Below are 22,240 nucleotides of genomic sequence, written 5' to 3' on the forward strand. Positions count from 1 at the left end.
TGTCCCTTGGCGTGAGGAGAAAAAAAACTCACGCCAAGCCGCCAAGCCGCTAAGGAAAAAGACACAAAATATGCAGACAGTCCCAGGCTCTTCTTTGTCCCTTGGCGTGAGGAGAAAAAACCTCACGCCAAGGGGCCAACTAGCTACGCCGCTTCGCGATCTTCCGGGTTGGTATGGGTCACCACCAGTTGCCCGTCTTGTACGTCCACGTGGATGACCGCCCCTTCCAGGATGTCCCCGGCGATGAGAGTGCGCCCGATCCGGGTTTCCAGCTCCCGCTGCAGGAACCTCTTGAGGGGCCGGGCCCCATAGACCGGGTCGTAGCCGGTTCGGGCGATGAATTCTCGAGCCGTATCGGTCATCTCCAGCGTGATGCGACGATCCTTGAGGCGTCGTTCCAGATCCCGGGTGAGCAGCACCACGATCTCCTTCACTTCCTCCAGAGTGAGCGGCTTGAAGAGCACGATGTCGTCCACTCGGTTCAGGAATTCGGGGCGGAAGTGTCGGCGCAGCTCCGCCATGACCTGATCCCGAGCGCTTTCTTGGATCACCCCTCGGTCCGTCACCCCCTCCAGCAGGAAGTGGGACCCGATGTTGCTCGTCATGATGATGACCGTATTCTTGAAGTCCACCGTCCGGCCCTGGGCATCGGTCACGCGCCCGTCGTCCAGGATCTGGAGTAGCACGTTGAACACATCGTGATGGGCCTTTTCGATCTCATCGAAAAGGATCACGCTGTAGGGCTTGCGCCGGACGGCCTCCGTCAGCTGGCCACCTTCCTCATAGCCCACGTATCCCGGCGGCGCTCCGATAAGCCGGGAGACGGTGTGCTTTTCCATGTATTCGCTCATGTCGATCCGGACCATGTTGTCTTCCGAATCGAAAAGGGCCTCGGCCAGCGTCTTGGCCAGCTCCGTTTTGCCCACGCCCGTGGGCCCCAGGAAGATGAAGGATCCGATGGGGCGGCGCGGGTCCTTGATTCCGGACCGGGCCCGGATGACCGCATCGGCCACCAGTTGCACGGCCTCGTCCTGGCCCACCACCCGCTGGTGGAGCACCTGGTCCAGCTTGAGGAGCTTTTCCCGTTCGCCTTCCACCAGCCGGCTGACGGGAATGCCGGTCCAGCGGGACACGATCTCGGCGATCTCCTCTTCGGTCACCTCCTCGCGCAGCAGGCGATCGCCGCCCTGCTCGGCGCCCAGCCGCTCTTCCTCCTGGCGAAGCTGACGCTCCAGTTCCGGAAGGCGGCCGTGTTTCAGTTCCGCGGCCCGGTTGAGATCGTACTGGCGTTCGGCGATGTCGATCTCGTGGCGCACTTTTTCGATCTCTTCGCGAAGGGCCTGCACCTTCTTGATGGCTTCCTTTTCCGCCTCCCACTGGGCCCTCATGGCGTCCGCCTTGGCGCGCAGATCCGCCAGTTCCTTTCGCAGATTCTCCAGCCTGTCCTGACTGGCCTTGTCCCGCTCTTTCTTGAGGGCCGCTTCCTCGATTTCCAGCTGCATCACCCGCCGGGTCACTTCATCCAGCTCCGCCGGCATGGAATCGATCTCGGTGCGGATCATGGCACACGCCTCGTCCACCAGGTCGATGGCCTTGTCCGGCAGGAAGCGGTCGGTGATGTAGCGGTTGGAAAGCACGGCCGCCGCCACCAAAGCGCTGTCCTGGATCTTCACGCCGTGGTGCACTTCGAACCGTTCCTTGAGGCCGCGAAGGATCGAGATGGTATCCTCCGCCGACGGCTGATCCACCAGAACCGGTTGGAACCGGCGTTCCAGGGCCGCGTCCTTTTCGATGTACTTGCGGTACTCGTCCAGCGTGGTGGCCCCGATACAGTGGAGCTCTCCGCGGGCCAGCATGGGTTTGAGCATGTTGCCGGCGTCCATAGACCCTTCGGCCTTGCCGGCTCCCACGATGTTGTGGAGCTCATCGATGAAGAGCAGAATGCGGCCTTCCGATTCCTTAATTTCCTGCAAAACCGCCTTCAGACGCTCCTCGAATTCCCCCCGATACTTGGCCCCGGCCACCAGAGCGCCCATGTCCAGGGCGAAGAGGGTCTTGTCCTTGAGTCCCTCGGGCACGTCGCCGCGCACGATGCGATGGGCCAGCCCCTCCACGATGGCGGTCTTTCCCACGCCGGGCTCGCCGATGAGAACCGGGTTGTTCTTGGTCTTGCGGCTGAGGATGCGGATGACCCGCCGGATTTCACTGTCCCGTCCGATCACCGGGTCCAGCTTGCCGCTTCGGGCTTCCTGCACCAGATCCCGACCGTATTTTTGCAACGCCTCATAGGTGGATTCCGGGGATGCGGACGTGACCCGCTGGTGGCCCCGCACGGCGGTGAGCGCCTTCAGGACACCGTCCCGGGTGACGCCCTGTTCCTGAAGGATTCTTCCCGCAGGCGTGGCGGGCCCCTCCTCCACGAAGGCGATCAGCAGATGCTCCACGGACACGTACTCATCCTTGAGACGGCCGGCCTCTTCCTGGGCCTTCACGAGAAGCTTGTTGAGACGCTGGGTGATGTAGACCTTGCCGGGTTCGGCCCCCGGTCCGCTCACCCGCGGCTTCCTTTCCAGTTCCCGCACGACCGCCTCCGTCACCGCGTCCACGGAAACGTCCATGCGCTTGAGGATCCTGGGAACCAGCCCGTCGGATTGTTCCAGCAGGGCCAGAAGCAGATGCTCTCCGTCCACTTCCACATGCCCGTATTTGACGGCCTTGGTCTGGGCCGCCTGCAGGGCCTCCTGCGATTTGATGGTGAATTTATTGAGATCCATAGGAATGTCCTCCTTTTATATGTGTCCTATCGGTATTCTTCTTCCGTAATCTGTGATGCGGGGTTCGGGGTCCGTGCGTCAGGGACCGGGGTGCCTTCCGTTCAGCCCCAAAGCTGCCGTTCCAGCTGCCGCACGCGGGCCTCCAGCTGCTCCACCCGATGCATGAGTTCCAGCACCACACCGATCCCCGCGTAGTTGATCCCCAGGTCCCGGCGGAGCCGGAGGATCTTGCGCACCACATGGACGGCGGAGGGCTCGAAAAAGAGCTCTTCTCGGTGCGCCTCGTCCAGAGGATCCACCAGTCCCAGGTGCACGAATCGGCGAATGAGTTCCGGATGCACTCCCGTTTCACCGGCCAGATCCATTAGGCTCAAGGCACCACCGTATCGCGGCACGTCCGTTATCCGGATCATGTAAAAACGGCTCTCCTGCATGGCGTCCTCCTCCTTGGGCTGCTGGAGCCTGTCCGAGAGGGGGTCTACGGCCCTTCATGGCTTTCTGACCAGTTGAAATCTCACCGGCCCCGTGGTGCTTTCTGAATTCTCAGACAGCCTTCTCGGGAAGGGTTCAGAGCCCGTCCCCACTGGCAAAACGCCAGGCCGGCGGCACGGCCCCGGCCGGCAGCCCCAAGCTTCCGTCCGGCTGCATCCGCACACCCGGGCCGATCTAACCGCGCGGATCGAACCGCGACACCTGGGCGAGTCGGCGGAAGAGATCCTTTTCTTCCTTGGTCAGACGCTTGGGCACCACGATTTTCAACACGGCGTAGAGATCTCCCGGGGCGCCCTTGGGGTTGGGCATGCCTTTTCCCCGAAGCCTCAGCTTCTGCCCCGACTGGCTGCCAGCGGGCACCTTGAGCGAGTAGGTCCCGGTCGGGGCCTTGACCGGCACTTCGGCCCCCAGGGCCGCTTCCCACGGCGTGATGGGAAGATCCATGTACAGGTCCCTCCCCTCCAGCCGATAGACCGGATGCGGCTCCAGTTCCACCTTCAGGTAGAGATCCCCCGGACGTGCGCCTCCCATGCCTTCCTGCCCTTGTCCGGCCAGGCGGATCTTTTGACCGGGAAGGATTCCCTTGGGGATTTTCACTTCCAGCGTCTTTCCGGAACGCGTTGGAGCGCCCGGCCCGGAAAACTCAGGTGGCAGCGTCACGGTCTTCACGGCGCCGTGATAGGCATCTTCCAGGGAGATCCTCAGAACCGCTTCCCGGTCCGCCCCCGGCTGGCGCCACATGCCGCCGGGCTGGGCTCCGGCACCGCCCCGCGGACAGCCGAACCCGGAACGGCCGAAAAGCATCTCGAAAAAGTCGCTGAAGTCTCCACTGCCGGACCAGAAGAAATTTTCCTGACCGGTTCCGCCGCCGAAATCGAAGTGCACGTCCCAGCCCGGTGGCGGCCTGAAATCCTGGCCCGCCTGCCAATGGCTGCCCAGCTGATCGTACTTGGCGCGCTTTTCCGGGTCCTTGAGCACCTCGTAGGCTTCGTTGACTTCCTTGAACTTTTCTTCGGCGCCCGGGTCTTTGTTCACGTCCGGGTGGTACTTTCGAGCCAGCTTCCGATAGGCCCGCTGGATCTCATCCTGGGTGGCCTTCCTGGAGACACCTAGAATGTCGTAGTAATCCTTAAATTTTACCGCCATTCGCTTCCACCTCTAGCTCCGTATTCCGCGATCCGATGGGCATCTTTTGCGGGCGATGCCCCCAGCCCTTCACAAGACGGGGCGCACGTGGGTGCGCCCCGTGGAAGTCGGACGGCCCCCCGGCCGAGAGCACCTTGTGGAGGTCGCAGGGTCGTCGGCCTTACTTTTCAGTATACTCGGCGTCGATCACGTCGTCACCGCCGCCGGCCGCCCCCGACGCGCTCTGCTCCTCCCCGCCGGTCGTGCCTGCCTGCTGCTGGTAAGCGGCGGCGGCCACTCCGTGCAGTGCCTGCTGCAGGTCGCCGGCCAATTGCTGGTAGCGCTCCTTAGTGGCCGTTTCGTCCGCCACGGCCTTTCGGGCCTCCTCGACCAGCTGTTCGCAACGGGCCTTTTCATGGATCGGCACCTTGTCGCCCAGATCCTTCAGGGTCCGCTCCAGCTGGTACGCCAGCGAATCCACCTGGTTGCGGGCATCCACCGTTTCGCGCCGCCGCTTGTCCTCTTCGGCGTGTTGCTGAGCGTCGCGAACCATCCGTTCCACTTCCGTCTGATCCAGGTTGGTGGAATCGGAAATGGTCACCTTCTGTTCCTTGCCCGTCTCTTCGTCGCGGGCCGTCACGTTCAGGATGCCGTTGGCGTCGATGTCGAAGGTCACCTTGATCTGGGGCACGCCCCGAGGCGCCGGCCGGATGCCTTCCAGCCGGAAACGGCCGAGCACCCGGTTGTCCTTGGCCATCTCGCGCTCACCCTGGAGCACCACGATGTCCACGGCCGTCTGGTTGTCTTCCGCGGTGGAAAAGATCTCCTCCCGGCGGCACGGGATGGTGGTGTTGCGTTCGATGAGCTTGGTCATGACGCCGCCCAGGGTTTCCACGCCCAGGGAAAGAGGCGTCACATCCAAAAGCAGCACGTCGTCCACATCCCCCTTGATGATTCCGGCCTGGATGGCGGCTCCCACCGCCACCACCTCATCGGGATTGACACTCATGTTGGGTTGCTTTCCGCCGGTGAGCCTCTTGACCAACGCCTGGACAGCCGGAATGCGCGTCGAACCGCCCACCAGGATGACCTCATCGATATCGTCGGCCGTGAGCTTGGCATCCGCCAGGGCTTGCTTCACCGGCCCCATGCACCGCTCCACCAGATCCTGGGTCAGGGCTTCGAACTTGGCCCGGGTGAGCTTCATGACCAGGTGCTTGGGACCCGTGGCGTCCGCCGTGATGAACGGCAGGTTGATTTCCGTTTCCGAGGTGCTCGAAAGCTCGCACTTGGCCTTTTCGGCCGCCTCGTAAAGGCGCTGCAGGGCCTGGCGGTCTTTTCTCAGGTCGATTCCCGTATCCTTTTGGAACTCCTGGGCCAGCCAATCCACGATCCGCTTATCGAAGTCATCGCCTCCCAGATGGGTGTCGCCCGCCGTGGCGCGCACCTCGCAAACCCCGTCGCCCACGTCCAGGATGGACACGTCGAAGGTGCCCCCACCCAGATCGAAGACCAAGATGGTTTCGTTCTTCTTCTTTTCCAGTCCGTAGGCCAACGCGGCCGCCGTGGGCTCATTGATGATACGGAGCACCTTGAGGCCGGCGATCTCGCCTGCTTGCTTGGTGGCCTGTCGCTGCGCGTCGTTGAAGTAGGCCGGCACCGTGATCACGGCCTCCGTCACCTTTTCTCCCAGGTACTTGGAAGCGTCTTCGGCCAGCTTGCGTAGCACCTGGGCCGACACTTCTTCCGGAGCGATGAGTTTTCCGCGGATGTCGAAGCGCACCGCGTCGCTGGGTCCCTTCACCACCTTGTAGGAGACGATCTTGGATTCCTCTTCCACCTCATTCCAGCGCCGCCCGATGAAGCGCTTGGCCGACGCCACCGTGGCCTGGGGATTCAAGATGGCCTGGCGCCGGGCCACCTGGCCCACCAGCCTCTGGCCGTCTTCCATGTAGGCCACCACCGAAGGGGTGGTGCGGGATCCTTCCGCATTGGCGATGACGGTCGCCTTGCCGTTTTCATACACAGCCACCACCGAGTTGGTGGTACCCAAATCGATACCCACTGCCTTGGCCATGGTTTTCACCTCCATATATGATTTACTCAAACGATTTCATCGTGTTGCGTTCAGCCAAAAGTTAATCACCTTTCCCGTTCGGTCCAGACCCGTGAGACATTTTTGTATCTTTTGGCCGATGCGCCCCTCCGGCGTGGGGCACCAGCAGCCGGGTGGATGCAAGGTGGAAGCCTTTTCCGGGCTTTCCAGCAGCCTTCCACGGCTTTTCCTTGCCCGACTCGATCCTCGCCCTTATAATCCGGCTCCAAATGGAGTCGAATCCGCTGCGCCTTCATGGGGCGGAATCGAAGATTTCAACCTCAGCCTCGGGCAGACTTGGGAAGGGGGACCGGGTGATACGGCATTGGACCTGGGTGTTTGCGATTTTGTTGCTCGCCATGGCGGAAGTCGCCCTGGTGCCGCGGTCGGCCATGGGCGCTTATGTGACCGATTCTTTTAAGATCACTCTACGCAGCGGCCCCAGCACATCCCACAAGATCCTGGCCATGCTGGAATCGGGGCAGGCCGTGCGGGTGCTGCAGACCCAGGAAGGCTGGAGTGAAGTGCAGGTGCAAGACGGTCCCGGCGCCGGCAAGACGGGCTGGGTCCTGAGCCGTTTTCTCATCAACCGGCTCCCGTGGGAAAAACAGGTCCAAAAGCTGCAAGAAGAAAACAGCACGCTCAAAGCCAACCTGGCCGGAAGCGCATCGGAATGGGACCGTCTGCAGTCCAGGGAAAAGGAGCTGACAGAAGCCTTGGAGAAGACGACCCAGGAACTGGAAGCGCTCCAAAAAAAGTATGCGGAACTCAAGGAAGGGGCGGCCGATTACCTGAGACTCAAGGAAGAACACGAAAAGCTCCAGCAGGCTCTGGCCGAAAGCCAGGCCACGCTCAAAAAACTGGCCAACGAAAACGAGACCCTGCGTTTTTCCCACAACATCAAATGGTTCGCCACCGGGGCCCTGGTCCTTCTTTGCGGCTGGATCATCGGTCTGCTGATGGGCCGCGCCAGGAAAAAGAGGCGCCCCACCTACTTCGGCTAGGAGTTTGTCCGACCCCAGCCCCTTGGCCTTTCTGACAAATGCAATTCAACTGTGCCATGTGATGTTTTTTGGCCCATCGCCCCCATTGCCTTTCCGCACAGCTCCTCCTCTTGAAAGGTGTCCTCCATCGTTGGCATAATAACCAAGGGAGATTCGACTCCCCCAATCCTCTTCAGGTGCCCTCAGGGCCCCATGAACCGCCAGGCGTTCCTTGAACACCCCGAAATCCAATCATGACGCGGTGCCGGTGTGCGGCGTGAGATACGGCCCGCCTCTCAAGCCCACACCGCCCGGATCCGATGAAATAACTAAAAGGGGTTTACCGCCTCCGTCCTGGAGGCCGGCGGAAGATGGAGAGCGCAAGAGGAGGTCCCTTATGACACGGCTGGAAACGCGGAGTTTACCGGAATATTTCAAGGAGGCCGTGGAAGAGACGGCCGCTCAGCTGGAAGTGGACATTTCGGAGCTGGCCCGGTTCTATCTGGTGGATCTCCTTTCCCGCTACACCCAGGCCAAGGCTCTTCTGGAGCCCGAATGGGGTGATCGGGACAAGGGCTTCGGGCAGGTGCTGCTGGAAAGCCAAGGCACAAGCAGTGAAAAACGCGCTCGCATTCTTCGAGGCATCGGCGACACGACCCTCTTTCTTTCCGGATTCTTTTCCGACAGTTTCCAGAGAAGCCTGGTGGACATCGACTACTACGCGACCATCGGCAGGACCGCCTACAAGAACCTGGAATCGCTTCTGGCTCTTCGCATCGTGGACTGGGGCCTGGAGGGAGTCTTTGAAGAGCTGAGCGAGCGTTTCCTGCAGGTGGTGGATATGTTCGCCGAGATCAGCGAGGCAGCGGGAACGCAGCGTTCCGGGGACATTCTGCGCATCTACGAGCGCTGGCTGAGAACCCGGAGCCCCCGGGATCGCAGGCTTCTCCGGGAAGCGGGCATTCTGCCCATCGAAGATTCCACCCCGGAAATACGGCACTAGGAGCATGATGGGTGTCTAAAAGTTCCCCATCCCTGGTGGAGGAGTTCGGGGAGGGGGGCATTGAGGGGGAGAAATTGGTGGGCTGGAACGTGGCCCCACCCGGTGGGCGGGATTTCTGGGGGCCCCAAAGTTTCCCGCCCTCAGTGGGGAAGTGATGGGCGCCTAGCCCGCTTGGTGCCGGAACACGTGGATGGATTGGGGTGGGGGCTCAGCGCGAAGGGGCCTTGAGGGCCTGCTCGATACGCTTCAACCCCCGTTGCAGCTCTTCGAACTGGTTCTGGAGGGTCCTGAGGAGCAGAAGCGTGTCCGCATTGTGCAGCGGCAATCGGGCCAGCAGTTGATCGTAGAGGAGCCCATCCAGGCGCGTGAGGTGATAGTTTTCCAAACGGGAAAGCAGCCCGGCACCCAGCCCGAAAACGATGGCCGCCGCCGCGGCCTGGACGAAGGGCAGCAGGCTGAGAGCACCCACCACGACCACATCCCCCAGCTCCCCCGTTCCCTGAATCACCGGTTGCAGATGGAGAAAGAAGATCCAACCGGATTGGACCAGACCGACCAGGGGAAGAAAGCGGGCGATCCATCGAAAAGGCTCCCAGGACGAGACCGTAAGATGCCAGTCCACGCCCTCCAGCCGCTGCTCCCGGTGCATCATTTCATCGGAGGATGGAACCCCTTGAGACCCGGAAAGGAGCAGCCTTAGCCGCTTATGGGCCAGGGAGAAGAAGGAAAAGGGCAGACGACATGCCGCCCGTTCCAGCCGATCCACCGGAAGGATTCGATCAGGGCTTTCCAGGATCCAGCCGCTGTCCGGTTTGGGATGCCGAGGTAGCTCCCCCAGGTGTTCGGCCAGGGACCGGGCCGCCGCGAAGGTGCCCATGGCCTGCAACATCAGCCACAGGGCGCGAAGCACGAGAAACGACAGCAGGACACCGAAGAGAAAGAGCAGGATGGGGCCGGCAAAGCCCTTTTCCACCCACGGCAGCTGGAACCAGAAGCCCGCCTGCTTGACGCTCTCGGCATTGACCGTGGCAGCGGAAAAACCCACCCCGCCCATCCAGGCTCGGATGAGTCCGCGCGCCGGTATACCGCCCGCCAAGGCCACCAGGAAAAACAGGAACCACCCCAACCGCTGCGACGATTCATAACGCCGGATACCGTATTCCATGGTCCCCCCTGTCGCACACCCCGTCTTCGATTCAGCCTTGCTTGGAGCACTATATAATGGGCCCGGGCCGGACAGCAAGCGGCGTGAGTCGTTATAGGAACACTGGAGGTGCCCGTCCAGGGGTGCAGGGGGACGAACGGCAGCACGAAGCGACGCATCCGCTCCATCCATTGGGAACATGTCCCGGAACGGCCAGGTTCCTCCCTTTTTCTGTGGAGGGAAGGTTTGGGGCGACCAGGCGGGGGGGAGCCGTGTGCCGGCCAGGCGAGCAGATAGGGGCGGGTTCCGAACCCGCCCCCACAAGGATGCCTGAGAACTCAACAAAACCTCATGGCACAATGGGATTTCAACTAGTTAGAAATCCGATGGCCCATGCCATGTCCGGGGTTCATGGCGCAGCCCCCAAGGGCTGCGCTCCCAGTAGTGGACTCATCCCCCGCGATTTTTCGGACAAGACGGCAAAAAGAGCGCCGCGGGCGACGGTTGGGCCTTTCCCAATCAACAGATCGGGGATGCGAGCCTACCCGCGGCCGGTCATGGACTTGGGAATTCGCCCCGTGCGCACACACTCGGAACGGAGCCGGCGGCCGACGATCCTTTCCACCCAGCGGCCGATATCCAGCACCTTGTCCACGTCCACCCCGGTGTCGATGCCCATCTCGTCCATCATGACCACCATGTCTTCCATGCACACCAGGCCCACGATGGAAGGGTCCGCATAGTAGTACGACCCGGTTCCTGCCACGGGGACCCCATCCACGAAGTTGGCCGGCTGCCCGCCGATGCCGCCCAGGGTGCCTTCGTAGTGGGTGATGCCGGCTTGCAGGGCGGCCAGCACGTTGGCCAGGCCCCAGCCCCGGGTCACATGGAAGTGGGCGATGTGTTTGGTGGGATCCGGTATTTCGTCCAGAATCATGGAAAAGTAATCGTAGACCCGGTTGGGTGGGGCCGAACCGTCATGGTCCGCATGTTCGATGTCGTCGGCGCCGATGTCGAGCCATCGCTTGGTGAATTCCACCGCCTTTTTGAGCTCCGTGGGCCCTTCGATGGGGCATCCCCAGATGGTGCTCACCGTGCCGCACACCTTGATGCCCACCTCATGGGCCTTGGGGATGTATTCTTCACACATCTTCCAGTACTCGGCCAGGGAAAGGCCCGAATTCTTCCTGTGGTGCGATTCGCTGGTGGAAACCATGAAAAGGATCCGGTCGGGTCCATAGCCCTCCTTGCGAGCCTGGATGGCCCTATCGGCCGCCTTTTCGCGGATGGTGATGGCCGTCACCTCCACGTCCTTGACCAGGTGGGCGATCTTCTTGCTGCTTCGGAATCTTTGGAGCAGCTCATCGGCGTCCTTGAACTGGGGCATGCCCCTGGGATTGCCGAAGTTGGTCAATTCCACCCGTTTGAAGCCGGCCAACACCAGCTGTTCCGCAAGCCAGAGCTTGGCGTCCGTGGGGATGAACTTTTCTTCATGCTGGAAGCCGTCTCGAACCGTGATGTCGCCCAGCACGACCTTCTTGGGATACTGGAGACCTGACATGATCTGTCCTCCTTGAGTGTTGGGATTGGCGCTTGTGCTGCTTCCGTTGGGCGGCATGTGAGGCGGTTTCACACGCTGTAAGCCTCAGGGAAAGACCTCAAGGGTGATCAGGTGGGGATCTGCCGGACACCATGGGCTGGAAGCTTTGGTCCGTCACCCGCCGTCCGTCCATGTCCGGCAACGACGGTGCCCGCTCTGCACCCATGCGTCACCCCTCGGGTCGGATCCCGCTTAGAATCGCAGGTTGCCGAAGGCCGGTCCCTCGATGGGTTTGAGCAGGCTCACCTCGAAGGCCATGGCCAGCCAGTCCCGGATCTCCCGGAATTTGAGCACGCGATCGTTGAGAAGCCGAGCCCCGCAAAAGAACGGGTGGGCCTCCCCGTCGTACTTTTCGATCATCTGCTGGCGAAAGGCCTGCTTTTCCCCTTCGCTCATGGGATTGCCCTTGGCCTCCCGCTTGCGCTCTTCAATGCTCAAAAGCACCTCAGCCGCCGACCGGCCGCTCATGACCGAGGTGCGCGCCCGCATGGTGGAAAAGAGGAAGTGGGGCCGGTAGGCGCGCCCGCACATGCCGTAGTTGGCCGCGCCGTTATCGGGGCCGATCACCAGCTGGATCCGCGGCACCTGGGCACAGGAGACCGCCCGCACCATGTCGGCGCCGTATTTGCCGATCCCCATGTGCTCCGATTCCGAACCCACCATGTAACCGGGCGAGCTCTGGATGAAGAGAAGCGGCGTCTTTTCCTGGCAACACCGCACGATCCACTCCGTGGCCTTGCGGGCCGCCTCCACGAAGATGATCCCCAGCCCGTTGGAGGCGATGATGCCCACGGGAATGCCCTTGAGGCGGATTTTCCCCGTGACGATGTTGTCCCCGCGGCCCGGCGCGTAATTTTTCTTGTACTCAATGAAATGGCTGTCGTCGGCGATGGCGCGGATGACATTTCGCACATGGATGCCCTGGTGGATCTTGGCCGGCAGCTCTTCGTAGAGGGTCTCCACCGGGATCTGGGGCGGCGATTCGGCGTAACGATGGGTCTGCAGCTCCTGGGGCCGCTCCAGGGACAGGATTTCGCGCACCTTTTCCACGGCCTCATCCTGGCTCCGGCAGAAATGATCGGCACCGCCCGAGATCTGGGTATGCACCCGAGCCCCGCCCAGGTCTTCGGCCGAGATCACCTCCCCGGTGGCCGCCTTCACCAACGGGGGGCCGCCTAGAAAGGAATAGGCCATGCGCTCGATCATCACCGCCTGACAGGCCATGAAGACGATGTAGGCCCCCCCGGCGGTGTTCCCGCCCGTGCTCAAGGTGATCTGCTTGAGGCCCTTGGCCGACATGCGGGCCATGTTGTAGAACATGGACCCGAAATGGCCGTCGTCGGGGAAGACGTCCGCCTGCATGGGAAGAAAGGCGCCTCCCGAGTCCGCGATGTAGACGCAGTTGAGCCCGCATCGTTCGGCGATGGCCTGGGCCCGCATGTGTTTTTTCAAGGTGATGGGGAAGTAGGTCCCGGCCTTGACCCGGCTGTCGTTGGCGATGATCATGGTCCAGTTGCCATAGATTTTGCCCAGACCCGTCACGATCCCGCCGCAGGGCACATCCTCCACGCCGGGATAATGCATCCCGAATCCCGCCAGTCGGCTCAATTCGTAGAATTCCGTCCCCGGATCGATCAGTTTCTGGATCAGCTGGCGCACGGGCTGTTTGCCCTGTTTGGCCAGCCGCTGCACGGCCGCCTCCCCCCCGGGCCACATGGCATGGTAGACCCGCTCATCCAGTTTCAGCTCTTCGTTTTCCCAAAAAGCCCTGTTCTGCGCTCGTGCATCACTCATGGCATCACCCTTTCCCTGGTATCCCCGATGGGGCCGGAGCGTCTATTTGCCCTTGTAGACGGGCTTTCTCTTCTCCCGGAAAGCCGCCAGCCCCTCCAGACGATCCTCCGTGGGGATGGTGATCCAGTAGGCGTTGGACTCGATGGCAAGACCCGTGTGGAGATCGGTCTCCAGACCGTAATTGATGGCGTACTTGGCCTGCTGGATGGCGATGGGGCCCGTCTCACAGATCATGGCCGCCATCTCCAGGCAGGCGTCCAGAAGCTTCTCCGGCTCCGCCACCTGGTTGACCAGCCCGATGTTCAAGGCCTCTTCCGCACCCACGCGCCGGCCCGTGAAGATCAACTCCTTGGCCTTGCCCCGTCCCACCAGGCGCGGCAGCCGCTGGGTGCCGCCCGCTCCCGGGATGATGGCAAGTCGCGTTTCGGTGAGTCCCATGCTGGCCGTGGCGGAGGCGATGCGGATGTCGCAGGCCAGGGCCAGCTCCGTACCGCCCCCCAGGGCGATCCCGTTCACCGCCGCGATCACCGGCTTGGGAAGCTCTTCGATGTGGGTAAAGAGGTTGCGGATGGTGAAGATGAATTCCTTCACCTGCGTTTCACTCAACGTGGCCCGCTCTTTCAGGTCCGCCCCGGCGCAGAACGCCTTTTGCCCCGCTCCCGTGATGATGACCACCCGCACGTCGTTGTCGAAGCGCAGGGATTCCACCTTTTCGTGCAGGCCGCGCAACATGGCAAAATTGAAGGAATTCATCACTTCCGGGCGATTCAAGGTGAGAATCGCCACCTGCCCTTTTCGTTCTTCCAAGACCACCTGCTGTTCCATGAGCGCCTCCGTGGTCCGTCAACCGTTGTGCTGATCCGCCATGCGCCTTGGCGCATGGGATCACGCTGTTTTCCGGTTTTGAGTCCCCCCCTTTCGAAGGGAGCCCGCAAGGGGGGGAGATGGGCCGTGATCCGAAAGCCGTTGTCTTGGCATCGTCACTTTCCGGCGCGGGCGAAGGCTTCCCGGAGAAGCTCGCGGGCCACGATGATGCGCCGGATCTCGCTGGTACCGGCGCCGATCTCATAGAGCTTGGCGTCCCGCCACAGCTTCTGCACGGGAAATTCCAGGCAGTAGCCGTAGCCGCCGTGGATCTGGACGGCCTGATTGCACACCCAGGTGGCCGCTTCCGAGGCAAAGAGGATCGCCGCCGCCGCCTGCTTGGTCAGTTCCGTTCCCTTGCCGCCCCGGGGCGCGTGCTGAGCCATCTCAGCGGCCCGGTAGACCAGGAGGCGGGCCGCTTCCGTGCGGGCGAACATGTCCGCCAGCTTCTGTTGGATCATCTGGAAGTTGCCGATGGCTTGACCGAACTGTTCCCGCTCGGCGGCATAGCGCACTGAATAATCCAGGGCCTGCTGGGCCATGCCCACGGATCCCCCCGCCAAGACGATCCGTTCGATATCCAGGCCGCTGGTCATCACGTGGACGCCCATGTTTTCCTGGCCCACCAGGTTTTCGGCCGGCACTTCACAGTCCTCAAAGACCAGCTCGCCCGTGGGGGAGCCGCGCATGCCACATTTTTTGAGCTTTCTCGACACGGAGAATCCGGGAAAATCCTTTTCCACGATGAAGGCGCTGATGCCCTTGGCCCCTTTTTCCGGGGCCGTCTTGGCATAGACCAACAGCACGTCCGCAATGGGTCCGTTGGTGATGAACATCTTGGTGCCGTTCAGGATGTACTTGTCGCCCTTCTTTTCCGCCCGGGTGCGCAGGCTCATGGCGTCGGACCCGGCGTTGGGCTCCGTCAGGCCCAGGGCCCCGATCTTCTCCCCGGCCACCATGGGCGGCAGGTACTTTTCCTTCAGGAACTCACTGGCGTTCTTGTGGATGTTGTTCATGCACAGGTTGGAATGGGCCGCGTAGGTCATGGCCAGCCCCGGGCAGATCCGGCTCATTTCCTCCACGGCCAGGGTCTGCATGAGCACATCGCCTCCCAGGCCGCCGTACTTTTCGTCGATGGTGATGCCCAGGATGCCGATTTCCGCGCACTTTTTGAAAAAGTCAGGAGGAAACCAGTCCTCGTCGTCGATCTTTTCCTGGATCGGCCCCAGCTCGTTGACCGACCACTTGTGGACCATCTCCTTCATCATGCGTTGTTCTTCACTCAGCTGGAAATCCATCGCTTCCTCCTTCGCTTTTCGGGCGGCCGGTCGGCCCACGTGCCTCCCCGACCCCTCCCGGGAACCTTGAAGTGCGGATCGAACCGTGATGCAGAAGCAGAAAAGGCCGCTCCCGTTTGCCACAAACAGGACGCGGCCTCTTTCACCTAAGGACGACGTCAAATAAACACAGGTACGGGCACGTCTTGGCGTCAGTCAACCGGAGCATGTGCGTGAGCCTTTAAGGGAAGATTCCCGCCGCCACGAGGAGATCGCGCTTTCGGTCGCAGAGCACGAGATGTGAATCAGCATGGAGCAGATCGGATGCGGGATCGTTTGCGATATGGGAAACCCTGTCCCGATTTTTGTAGGAGATTGCAAAATGTTTGTCAACAACGAACCTGCTTCTGTTTTGAAACGTTGTTTCATGGACCGGTACGACACGCCGCCACGGCCTCCCAGCCGTCCACCGCCAGGCGATCCCGAACCCGAAAGCCGGCGGGAAGCCGTTCCAAGAACTCCCGGTATTGGCTGGAAAGAAATCCGGCGGCCAGGACGAGAGAAAAGCGCCGCCAGGCGCCCTGGGCCAGCACCCCCTTGAGGCTCGGCCATTCCAGGTTCATGAGGAGCAGATCCCCGAAGGCACCCACGGCCTCCAGATCCCGACCCGCCACGGGAAAGACCGTCCCTTGGAGATCGTTCCGGGCCGCGTTGACCGCCGCCTCTCGAACCGCCATGGGGTTGGCGTCCAGAGCCACGATCCGGCGCGCTCCCAGCCGGGCGGCCGCCACCGCCAGCACGCCCGTGCCGGTACCCAAGTCCACCACGTCTTCAAAAACCCGCTCCCCATAGATCCTTTCCAGCAAGAGCAGGCAGGCTCGGGTGGTGGGATGCACCCCGGTTCCGAAGACCAAACCCGGGGTGAGCACGATGGGATGGTGGTCTTCGTCCCAGGGGGTGCCCGGCGGTTCGGCCGTGATGAGAAAGGAGCCGACCCGCAAGGAAGCAGGCCGGACCTGCTGCCATTGATGGAAATCCAGGTCGTATTCGCCGGTCATCTTCCCGCAAAAAGCGTCTTCCACCGCCCGGCGTGTTTCATCCGTGGGGCTTTCTTCGAAAAAGAGATAGGTGTAGGGAGGCTCCGGCCAGGCCCCCAGATAGCCGGGCAGGCGACGAAGGTTTTTCGCCGAGCCCTTTCCGCGCCATTCCAGGACATACAACCGCCTGGGGCGCCGCCCGGACAAGGCGGTCGAAACGGGCTTGGATCTTTTGACATTGTGCTTTTCTTGGGCCATTTTGGTGTATCCTGTGGCTTCGGAATGTTTCAGGAAGGATCCATTTTCTGGGATGCCCGGTCACCGGGCGAGCCGATAGGTGCGGAGGAACCCACCATGAAGATCATTCAGAAACCGGTCGGCCTCATGGAAGTCTTTTGCTATCTGGTCCTTGACGAGGACACGGGCGATGCCATTCTCATCGACCCCGCCGGGAACGAAGACGAACTGGCGGCCCTCGTTCAGGCCAATAAAGCCGCTTGCCGCTACATTGTCAACACGCACGGCCACGCAGACCACACCTGCGGAAACGCGCGTATGAAGGAACTTTTGGGAGCGCCCATCGTCTTGCACGCTCTGGATGACGATTTTTTTCAGCGTCCGGAAAACCAGGCGTTTGCACGGGCCATGGGCTTTCCCATCTCGCCTCCGGCGGATATCCGCATTCAGGACGGGGACGCACTCACCTTCGGCAATCTCACGCTGCGCTTCATCCACACCCCGGGCCACACACCGGGGGCCTGCTGCCTTCTGATCGACGGCAACCTCTTTACGGGCGACACCCTCTTTGTGGGGGCCGTGGGGCGAACCGATCTGCCGGGCGCCTCCTTCGATCAGCTGCTCCAATCGCTTCGAAAAATCATCCAACTGCCGCCGGAAACCATCGTCTGGCCGGGGCACGATTACGGGGACGCGCCCACCTCCACGGTGGCCCACGAGATGCAACACAACCCCTACATCACCGATTTTATTCTGGACGAGGAATAGGCCATGGGCGGCGTTTGGGCGCAGTCACTGTCAACGCCTCTGGGGATCATCCTTGCCGTGGCCACCCCAAGGGGTGTTTGCCGCCTTCAGTTCGTTCGGCCCCCGCTCGCCACAGCGGAACTGTTGGAACGGTTCCGGTCGGAGATCGAGCCTTTCCTGGAAGGCCGCACCCTGTGGGAAGGTCCCAACGAACACCTCCAGGCCCTGAGCACGCAGCTTCAAGACTACTTCGAGGGCAAAAGAGGCCATCCCACCGTGCCGGTGGATTTCCCGGGCGGCACGGCCTTCCAACGAGAGGTGTGGCGCCAATTGCGCCGCATTCCCTACGGGGCCACCCGCACCTACCAAGAGGTGGCCCAGGCCATGGGCCGGCCCAAGGCGGTGCGGGCCGTGGGGCAGGCCTGCGGGCGCAACCCCATCCCCATCCTGGTGCCCTGCCATCGGGTGGTGGCCCGAAGCGGCCTGGGCGGGTTTTCCAGCGGCTTGGACATCAAGAAGCGGCTGCTTCGCCTGGAGGGGGCTTTTGCTTGACACCCTTTGTGACCGGCTCGTATAGGGATGGAGGCGTTTCTTCCAACATGGAAAAAGCAGATGGCTAGAGGAATCGGACGGATTTTCACATCGCCAAGATACGGAGGACAACCTTGGAAGAAAGACAGCTGAAAAGAAAGGAACAGATCCCATCTCCCAAAGGCAAATTGGGGGTCCTCATTCCCGGTGTGGGGGGAGCCGTCAGCACCACCTTCATGGCAGGCGTGGAAGCCATCCGGCGCGGACTGGCGGAACCCATCGGCTCTCTCACCCAAATGGGCACCATCCGACTGGGCAAACGCGACGAATACCGAATCCCGCGCATCAAGGACTTCGTCCCCCTGGCCTCGCTGGAAGACCTGGTCTTCGGAGGTTGGGACATCTACGAGGCCAACGCTTACGAAGCCGCCTCGTTTGCCAAGGTGCTCCAACGGGATCACCTGGATCCCATCAAGGACTTTTTGGAAACCATCCGGCCCATGCCGGCCGTCTTCGACCGGCGGTTCGTGAAGAATCTGGACGGCAACCACGTGAAACCCGGCACCGATCTGCGGGCGCACGTGGAGGCGGTCAAGGAAGACATCGCCCGTTTCAAGGAAGAAAACGGCCTGGATCGCTGTGTCATGATCTGGTGCGGCAGCACGGAAGTCCACCTCAAGCCGGAAGAACCGCACTTGAGCCTGGAAGCGTTCCAGAAGGCGGTGGACGCCAACGATCCGCGCATCGCTCCGAGCATGCTCTATGCCCTGGCGGCCCTGGAAAGCGGGATCCCCTACATCAACGGGGCGCCGAACCTGACCGTGGACATCCCGGCCCTCGTAGAACTGGCCAGGGAAAAGCACATGCCCATCGCGGGCAAGGACTTCAAGACGGGCCAGACCCTCATGAAAACCATCCTGGCCCCCGGCCTCAAGGCCCGCATGCTGGGTCTGGAGGGCTGGTACTCCACCAACATCCTGGGAAACCGGGACGGCCTGGTTCTGGACGACAAGGACTCCTTCAAGACCAAAGAAGAGAGCAAGCTGTCGGTGCTGGAATACATCCTGCAACCCCAACTCTACCCCAACCTCTACAAGAATTACTACCACAAGGTGACCATCAACTATTACCCGCCCCGGGGAGACAACAAGGAAGGCTGGGACTGCATCGACATCTTCGGCTGGCTGGGCTACCCCATGCAGATCAAGGTGGATTTCCAGTGCCGGGACAGCATCCTGGCAGCTCCCATCTGCCTGGACCTGGTGCTCTTCACCGATCTGGCCCAGCGCATCGGCCTGCACGGCATCCAGGAATGGCTCTCCTTCTACTTCAAAAGCCCCATGCACAAGGAAGGTCTCTACCCGGAACACGACCTTTTCATCCAGCTCATGAAGCTCAAAAACACCCTGCGCTACCTCATGGGTGAAGAGCAGATCACCCACTTCGGGCTGGACTACTATCTGGGTGAAAAGTAACGGTTCATGCGGCTTGAGTGCGCTGTGTCGGGCGGCGGGCGTCGCTTCGGGCGCCCGCCGACGCTTTTTCCGCCTGCAAGCTGGGCGCCCTTAGAGGAGGGATCGATGCCACCCAAACATTCCCATCGGTTCGTGGAAGATTACGACGGCATGGTAGCCTTCGGCTTTTCCCGCGACGTGGACGAAAAGACCCTGATGGTCTACCTGCAAAAATTCTCCGACGACGACCTGTTGAAGATGCTCCTGCCCCGGCTCTCCCATTCGGAGATGGAAAGCCTCTTTGATCTGCTTTCGGAACTCATGCGAAAGCATCTGTCCGACAACGAATACCACGCCTATTTCCTCAAAGAAGAGAAGGAACACCCTTAGCCTGCCCGACAAGGGTCTTCCGGCCTTTTGGGGCTTTCTGACCCGTTGCCCTTCCTCTGTGCCATGTGGTCTTTTTTTGAGCTCTCAGACAGCCTTGATAGGGGCGGGTTCGGAGCCCGCCCCTATTGCGGCAGGGCCAGGCCGGTAAGGCGGGCGCCTATTTCGTCACCATCGTTACCCAGGACCGGGCGTGTTTGTTCGGCCACATCGTGGACGGCGAAATGCGGCTGAACGCCTATGGGAAAATCGTCCGCGCGGAATGGTTCAAAACCGCTCAGGTACGGCCGTATGTGGTGTTGCATGAAGACGAATTCGTGGTGATGCCCAACCACATCCATGGCATCATTTGGATTGTGGATGATGTAGGGGCACGGCGGCGCCGTGCCCCTACCGTGGAACAATTCGGCAAACCGGTGCCCGGTTCCATCCCCACAATCATCCGTGCCTTCAAATCCGCCGTTACCCAGCGGATCAACGGCCTGCAGGGCACATCGGGGGGTGTTGTGTGGCAACGCAACTATTACGAGCACATTATCCGTGATGAGGAATCCCTGAACAGTAGGGGCACGGCGGCGCCGTGCCCCTACTAGCCAATATATCCTCAACAACCCTGTACGCTGGCCCTTCGACCGAGAGAATCCTTGCGCCCTGCCAACGGAAACGAGGGGACCATGGCAAATGCGACCGAATTCGATCGATTCTTAATCGGTGAAATTGCGCCTATCCATAAGACTATATCACGGCAGATGTGTCGCTGCATACTTTTAACCCAAAAGAACGATTAGTAAAGCGACAATCGATGGCGTGGAAGTGACCAAGGAGACGATCACCGGGCGGGGTGGTTTGAGTCTGTTTTTCCGCTATCTTCGCAACATCCAGATCTTCCCGCAGATTGATACTTTTTTCGGCTCCATGCGTCGCAGCCGCAAGGGACAACCGGTCACAGAGATTTTCAAACAGGTGTTGTGTTTTTTCTTGGATGGTACCAGTCGACATCTGGTCTTCTTTGACACGTTGGCCAAGGATGCGGGCTATGCCGCCGTCATAGAGAGCGAGGCCGCCAGCATGCTTTCTTCCCACAGTGTGAAGCGTTTCTTTCGCTCTTTCTGGTGGCCGCGCATCTACCTGTTCCGACACCTTTTACAACGGTTGTTTTTGTGGCGCCTCAAGCTAGAAGCGCCCGATGTAGTCATTTTGGGCATCGACACCATGGTCATGGACAATGACGAGGCCAAGGTGCGCCACGGCGTCAGACCCACCTACAAACGCGTCAAGGAATTTCAGCCCTTGCAGATGACCTGGCGCCAATTCGTGATCGATGCGGCGTTTCGCCGTGGAGATGCACATAGCAACAACGGCGATACGGTCGAGAAGATGGTTCACCACGCGGTAGCCAGAATTCGCAAGCGCTATCGACCGGACGCGCCCATCATCGTTCGAATGGACACTGGACCGCCCCAATAGGCTCTCTTGGAATGGTGCCCAGTTCATTAGACCGTGCGTGCATTGGAATCGCTCAATTTAGGTACAGGGAAAGACCCGAGCGTTTTTCGCCTTTTGACTCCGCCTGGACCCAGCGGGCCAGAGCGTCCAGGAGCCGATCGTTTTGACCGGGAAGGCGCACGGCGATCCGAAAGTCGCGGGAAGTCAACCCGTCGAAGGAAGCACATTCGCGGATGAGGAGTCGGTCCCGGCGAAGCAGGGCGTCTTGGAGGGCCAAGGAATCGGGCAATGTCTCGTGCAAGCGAACCAGAAGGTAGTTGGCCCGGCCGGGAAGCACCGAAAAACCACCCCTGTGTTCCAGCTCCCCTTTCAGGCGGTCCCGCTCCCCGTTGACCAGCTCCAGGGTTTCCCTTCGGTAGTCTTCCTGGCCCAAGCAGTAGGCGCCCGCCACCTGGGCCAGCGTGTTGACGGACCACGGGGGCAGGTGCCGGGCGGTTGCCGCCGAGATCTCCGGGGAAGCCAGCAGGTATCCCAGCCGAAGTCCCGGAATGCCGTAAAATTTCGTCATGGACCGAATGAGAACCATCCGCGGATGGTCTTCCAGGTGTGGGAGGAAGGAGGCCTCTTCACAAAAGTCGATGAAGACCTCATCCACCACCAGGGCCATGCCCCGCCGCCGGGTCTCGTCCACCAGCCATGCCCGCATGGACCGGGAAAGGAGGGTCCCCGACGGGCTTCCCGGGTGGGTCACCAGCAACGCCTGGGGCCGGTCCCGATCCAGGCACTCCAAGAGCTGGTCGGCCGTGGGCTGCAGCCCGTTATCCCAGTGTGCCTGGCATCTTGCCACGGCCACCCCGCTCACGGTAAAGGCCCGCACGTACTCGGTGAAGGTGGGAAGCGCCGTGAGGACCCGGGAAACGTGAAGAACCCTGGGAAGGGCGTAGATGAGCTCCGTGGATCCGTTGCCCACCACCACCTGTTGGGGAGCCACACCGTGGCGCCGTGCCAGAGCGTCCACCAGGATGCGGTTATGGATGTCCGGATAGTGCTGAAGACGCCCGTAGGCGGCCACCAGCGCGTCCAGCAAGCCCGGAGGCGGGCCCAGGGGATTGATGCTGGCACTGAAATCCAACACGTCCTCCGGAGCGCATCCCAGGCGCCGAGCCGTTTCGTAGACGTTTCCGCCGTGAATCCTTTCCATCTTCCATCCGCTCCTCGCCCCATGGCGGCCCGGGTTCCGGGGCCGCCCC

At 61.4% G+C, this 22,240-nt stretch carries 18 protein-coding genes and 1 pseudogene; 8 read left to right on the plus strand and 11 right to left on the minus strand.

Annotation, left to right across the window (positions count from 1 at the left end):
• Nucleotides 1–143 precede the first annotated feature (143 nt).
• The 4 genes from clpB to dnaK all read right to left on the minus strand — a co-directional run bounded on the left by clpB (nt 144) and on the right by dnaK (nt 6,468).
• A complete protein-coding gene (gene clpB / locus B9A12_RS11465) occupies nt 144–2,774 on the minus strand; it encodes an ATP-dependent chaperone ClpB (RefSeq protein ID WP_084058040.1) in 2,631 nt (876 codons plus the stop codon).
• Between the two features lie 101 nt (nt 2,775–2,875).
• Complete coding sequence (locus tag B9A12_RS11470; RefSeq protein WP_212636916.1) at nt 2,876–3,208, minus strand: chaperone modulator CbpM; 333 nt, start codon at nt 3,206–3,208, stop codon at nt 2,876–2,878.
• Between the two features lie 232 nt (nt 3,209–3,440).
• A complete protein-coding gene (locus tag B9A12_RS11475) occupies nt 3,441–4,412 on the minus strand; it encodes a DnaJ C-terminal domain-containing protein (RefSeq protein WP_084058041.1) in 972 nt (323 codons plus the stop codon).
• 160 nt (nt 4,413–4,572) lie between these two features.
• The gene (gene dnaK / locus B9A12_RS11480) at nt 4,573–6,468 is read right to left on the minus strand and encodes a molecular chaperone DnaK (RefSeq protein WP_084058042.1); all 1,896 of its coding nucleotides are present in this window, start codon (nt 6,466–6,468) and stop codon (nt 4,573–4,575) included.
• 332 nt (nt 6,469–6,800) lie between these two features.
• Between dnaK and B9A12_RS11485 the strand changes: the two genes are divergently transcribed.
• Together B9A12_RS11485 and B9A12_RS11490 are read left to right on the plus strand one after the other, a co-directional pair.
• Nucleotides 6,801–7,490: a TIGR04211 family SH3 domain-containing protein gene (locus tag B9A12_RS11485; protein ID WP_170920556.1), complete on the plus strand. Its 690-nt coding sequence runs from the start codon at nt 6,801–6,803 to the stop codon at nt 7,488–7,490.
• Between the two features lie 376 nt (nt 7,491–7,866).
• Nucleotides 7,867–8,472, plus strand: coding sequence for a hypothetical protein (locus B9A12_RS11490; protein ID WP_084058044.1), 606 nt, complete (start codon nt 7,867–7,869; stop codon nt 8,470–8,472).
• A 208-nt stretch (nt 8,473–8,680) separates the two neighbouring features.
• On the opposite strand, the gene B9A12_RS11495 is transcribed toward B9A12_RS11490, so the two are convergent.
• The 6 genes from B9A12_RS11495 to B9A12_RS11520 all read right to left on the minus strand — a co-directional run bounded on the left by B9A12_RS11495 (nt 8,681) and on the right by B9A12_RS11520 (nt 16,446).
• Nucleotides 8,681–9,637: a hypothetical protein gene (locus B9A12_RS11495; protein WP_084058045.1), complete on the minus strand. Its 957-nt coding sequence runs from the start codon at nt 9,635–9,637 to the stop codon at nt 8,681–8,683.
• A 520-nt stretch (nt 9,638–10,157) separates the two neighbouring features.
• Complete coding sequence (locus B9A12_RS11500) at nt 10,158–11,177, minus strand: beta/alpha barrel domain-containing protein (RefSeq protein ID WP_084058046.1); 1,020 nt, start codon at nt 11,175–11,177, stop codon at nt 10,158–10,160.
• A 231-nt stretch (nt 11,178–11,408) separates the two neighbouring features.
• Nucleotides 11,409–13,010: a carboxyl transferase domain-containing protein gene (locus B9A12_RS11505; protein WP_084058047.1), complete on the minus strand. Its 1,602-nt coding sequence runs from the start codon at nt 13,008–13,010 to the stop codon at nt 11,409–11,411.
• A 42-nt stretch (nt 13,011–13,052) separates the two neighbouring features.
• A complete protein-coding gene (locus B9A12_RS11510) occupies nt 13,053–13,835 on the minus strand; it encodes an enoyl-CoA hydratase (RefSeq protein WP_084058048.1) in 783 nt (260 codons plus the stop codon).
• Between the two features lie 155 nt (nt 13,836–13,990).
• Nucleotides 13,991–15,172, minus strand: coding sequence for an acyl-CoA dehydrogenase family protein (locus B9A12_RS11515; protein WP_084058049.1), 1,182 nt, complete (start codon nt 15,170–15,172; stop codon nt 13,991–13,993).
• Between the two features lie 404 nt (nt 15,173–15,576).
• Nucleotides 15,577–16,446: a 50S ribosomal protein L11 methyltransferase gene (locus B9A12_RS11520; protein WP_084058050.1), complete on the minus strand. Its 870-nt coding sequence runs from the start codon at nt 16,444–16,446 to the stop codon at nt 15,577–15,579.
• A gap of 96 nt (nt 16,447–16,542) precedes the next feature.
• On the opposite strand from B9A12_RS11520, the gene B9A12_RS11525 reads away from it, so the two are divergent.
• The 6 genes and pseudogenes from B9A12_RS11525 to B9A12_RS11550 all read left to right on the plus strand — a co-directional run bounded on the left by B9A12_RS11525 (nt 16,543) and on the right by B9A12_RS11550 (nt 21,011).
• Nucleotides 16,543–17,193 carry an MBL fold metallo-hydrolase gene (locus tag B9A12_RS11525; RefSeq protein ID WP_084058051.1) on the plus strand — a complete coding sequence of 217 codons (651 nt, stop codon included), beginning with the start codon at nt 16,543–16,545 and terminating at the stop codon, nt 17,191–17,193.
• Nucleotides 17,194–17,196: 3 nt separating this feature from the next.
• Nucleotides 17,197–17,724, plus strand: a complete 528-nt coding sequence (locus B9A12_RS11530) for a methylated-DNA--[protein]-cysteine S-methyltransferase (RefSeq protein WP_084058052.1) — start codon at nt 17,197–17,199, stop codon at nt 17,722–17,724.
• Between the two features lie 113 nt (nt 17,725–17,837).
• Nucleotides 17,838–19,178 (plus strand): inositol-3-phosphate synthase, encoded by a 1,341-nt coding sequence (locus tag B9A12_RS11535; RefSeq protein WP_084058053.1) that lies wholly within the window; start codon nt 17,838–17,840, stop codon nt 19,176–19,178.
• A 105-nt stretch (nt 19,179–19,283) separates the two neighbouring features.
• Entirely contained in the window at nt 19,284–19,547 is a 264-nt protein-coding gene (locus tag B9A12_RS11540) for a cytoplasmic protein (protein WP_084058054.1), read from the plus strand.
• A gap of 125 nt (nt 19,548–19,672) precedes the next feature.
• Nucleotides 19,673–20,252: pseudogene (locus B9A12_RS11545) on the plus strand (transposase).
• A gap of 99 nt (nt 20,253–20,351) precedes the next feature.
• Entirely contained in the window at nt 20,352–21,011 is a 660-nt protein-coding gene (locus tag B9A12_RS11550; protein WP_084058055.1) for a hypothetical protein, read from the plus strand.
• Nucleotides 21,012–21,063: 52 nt separating this feature from the next.
• Here the strand turns inward: B9A12_RS11550 and cobD are convergent, their stop codons facing one another.
• A complete protein-coding gene (gene cobD / locus B9A12_RS11555) occupies nt 21,064–22,191 on the minus strand; it encodes a threonine-phosphate decarboxylase CobD (protein WP_170920557.1) in 1,128 nt (375 codons plus the stop codon).
• Between the last annotated feature and the right edge of the window lie 49 nt (nt 22,192–22,240).

This window comes from Desulfacinum hydrothermale DSM 13146 (assembly GCF_900176285.1).
Taxonomy (GTDB): Bacteria; Desulfobacterota; Syntrophobacteria; order Syntrophobacterales; family DSM-9756; genus Desulfacinum; species Desulfacinum hydrothermale.

Excerpts from the sequence above, each read along its gene's own strand:
- B9A12_RS11525 (WP_084058051.1), top strand. The coding sequence starts at position 16,543 with ATGAAGATCATTCAGAAACCGGTCGGCCTCATGGAAGTCTTTTGCTAT.
- B9A12_RS11475 (WP_084058041.1), bottom strand. The coding sequence starts at position 4,412 with ATGGCGGTAAAATTTAAGGATTACTACGACATTCTAGGTGTCTCCAGG.
- dnaK (WP_084058042.1), bottom strand. The coding sequence starts at position 6,468 with ATGGCCAAGGCAGTGGGTATCGATTTGGGTACCACCAACTCGGTGGTG.
- B9A12_RS11470 (WP_212636916.1), bottom strand. The coding sequence starts at position 3,208 with ATGCAGGAGAGCCGTTTTTACATGATCCGGATAACGGACGTGCCGCGA.
- cobD (WP_170920557.1), bottom strand. The coding sequence starts at position 22,191 with ATGGAAAGGATTCACGGCGGAAACGTCTACGAAACGGCTCGGCGCCTG.
- B9A12_RS11540 (WP_084058054.1), top strand. The coding sequence starts at position 19,284 with ATGCCACCCAAACATTCCCATCGGTTCGTGGAAGATTACGACGGCATG.
- B9A12_RS11515 (WP_084058049.1), bottom strand. The coding sequence starts at position 15,172 with ATGGATTTCCAGCTGAGTGAAGAACAACGCATGATGAAGGAGATGGTC.
- B9A12_RS11500 (WP_084058046.1), bottom strand. The coding sequence starts at position 11,177 with ATGTCAGGTCTCCAGTATCCCAAGAAGGTCGTGCTGGGCGACATCACG.
- clpB (WP_084058040.1), bottom strand. The coding sequence starts at position 2,774 with ATGGATCTCAATAAATTCACCATCAAATCGCAGGAGGCCCTGCAGGCG.
- B9A12_RS11490 (WP_084058044.1), top strand. The coding sequence starts at position 7,867 with ATGACACGGCTGGAAACGCGGAGTTTACCGGAATATTTCAAGGAGGCC.
- B9A12_RS11510 (WP_084058048.1), bottom strand. The coding sequence starts at position 13,835 with ATGGAACAGCAGGTGGTCTTGGAAGAACGAAAAGGGCAGGTGGCGATT.
- B9A12_RS11505 (WP_084058047.1), bottom strand. The coding sequence starts at position 13,010 with ATGAGTGATGCACGAGCGCAGAACAGGGCTTTTTGGGAAAACGAAGAG.
- B9A12_RS11495 (WP_084058045.1), bottom strand. The coding sequence starts at position 9,637 with ATGGAATACGGTATCCGGCGTTATGAATCGTCGCAGCGGTTGGGGTGG.
- B9A12_RS11530 (WP_084058052.1), top strand. The coding sequence starts at position 17,197 with ATGGGCGGCGTTTGGGCGCAGTCACTGTCAACGCCTCTGGGGATCATC.
- B9A12_RS11520 (WP_084058050.1), bottom strand. The coding sequence starts at position 16,446 with ATGGCCCAAGAAAAGCACAATGTCAAAAGATCCAAGCCCGTTTCGACC.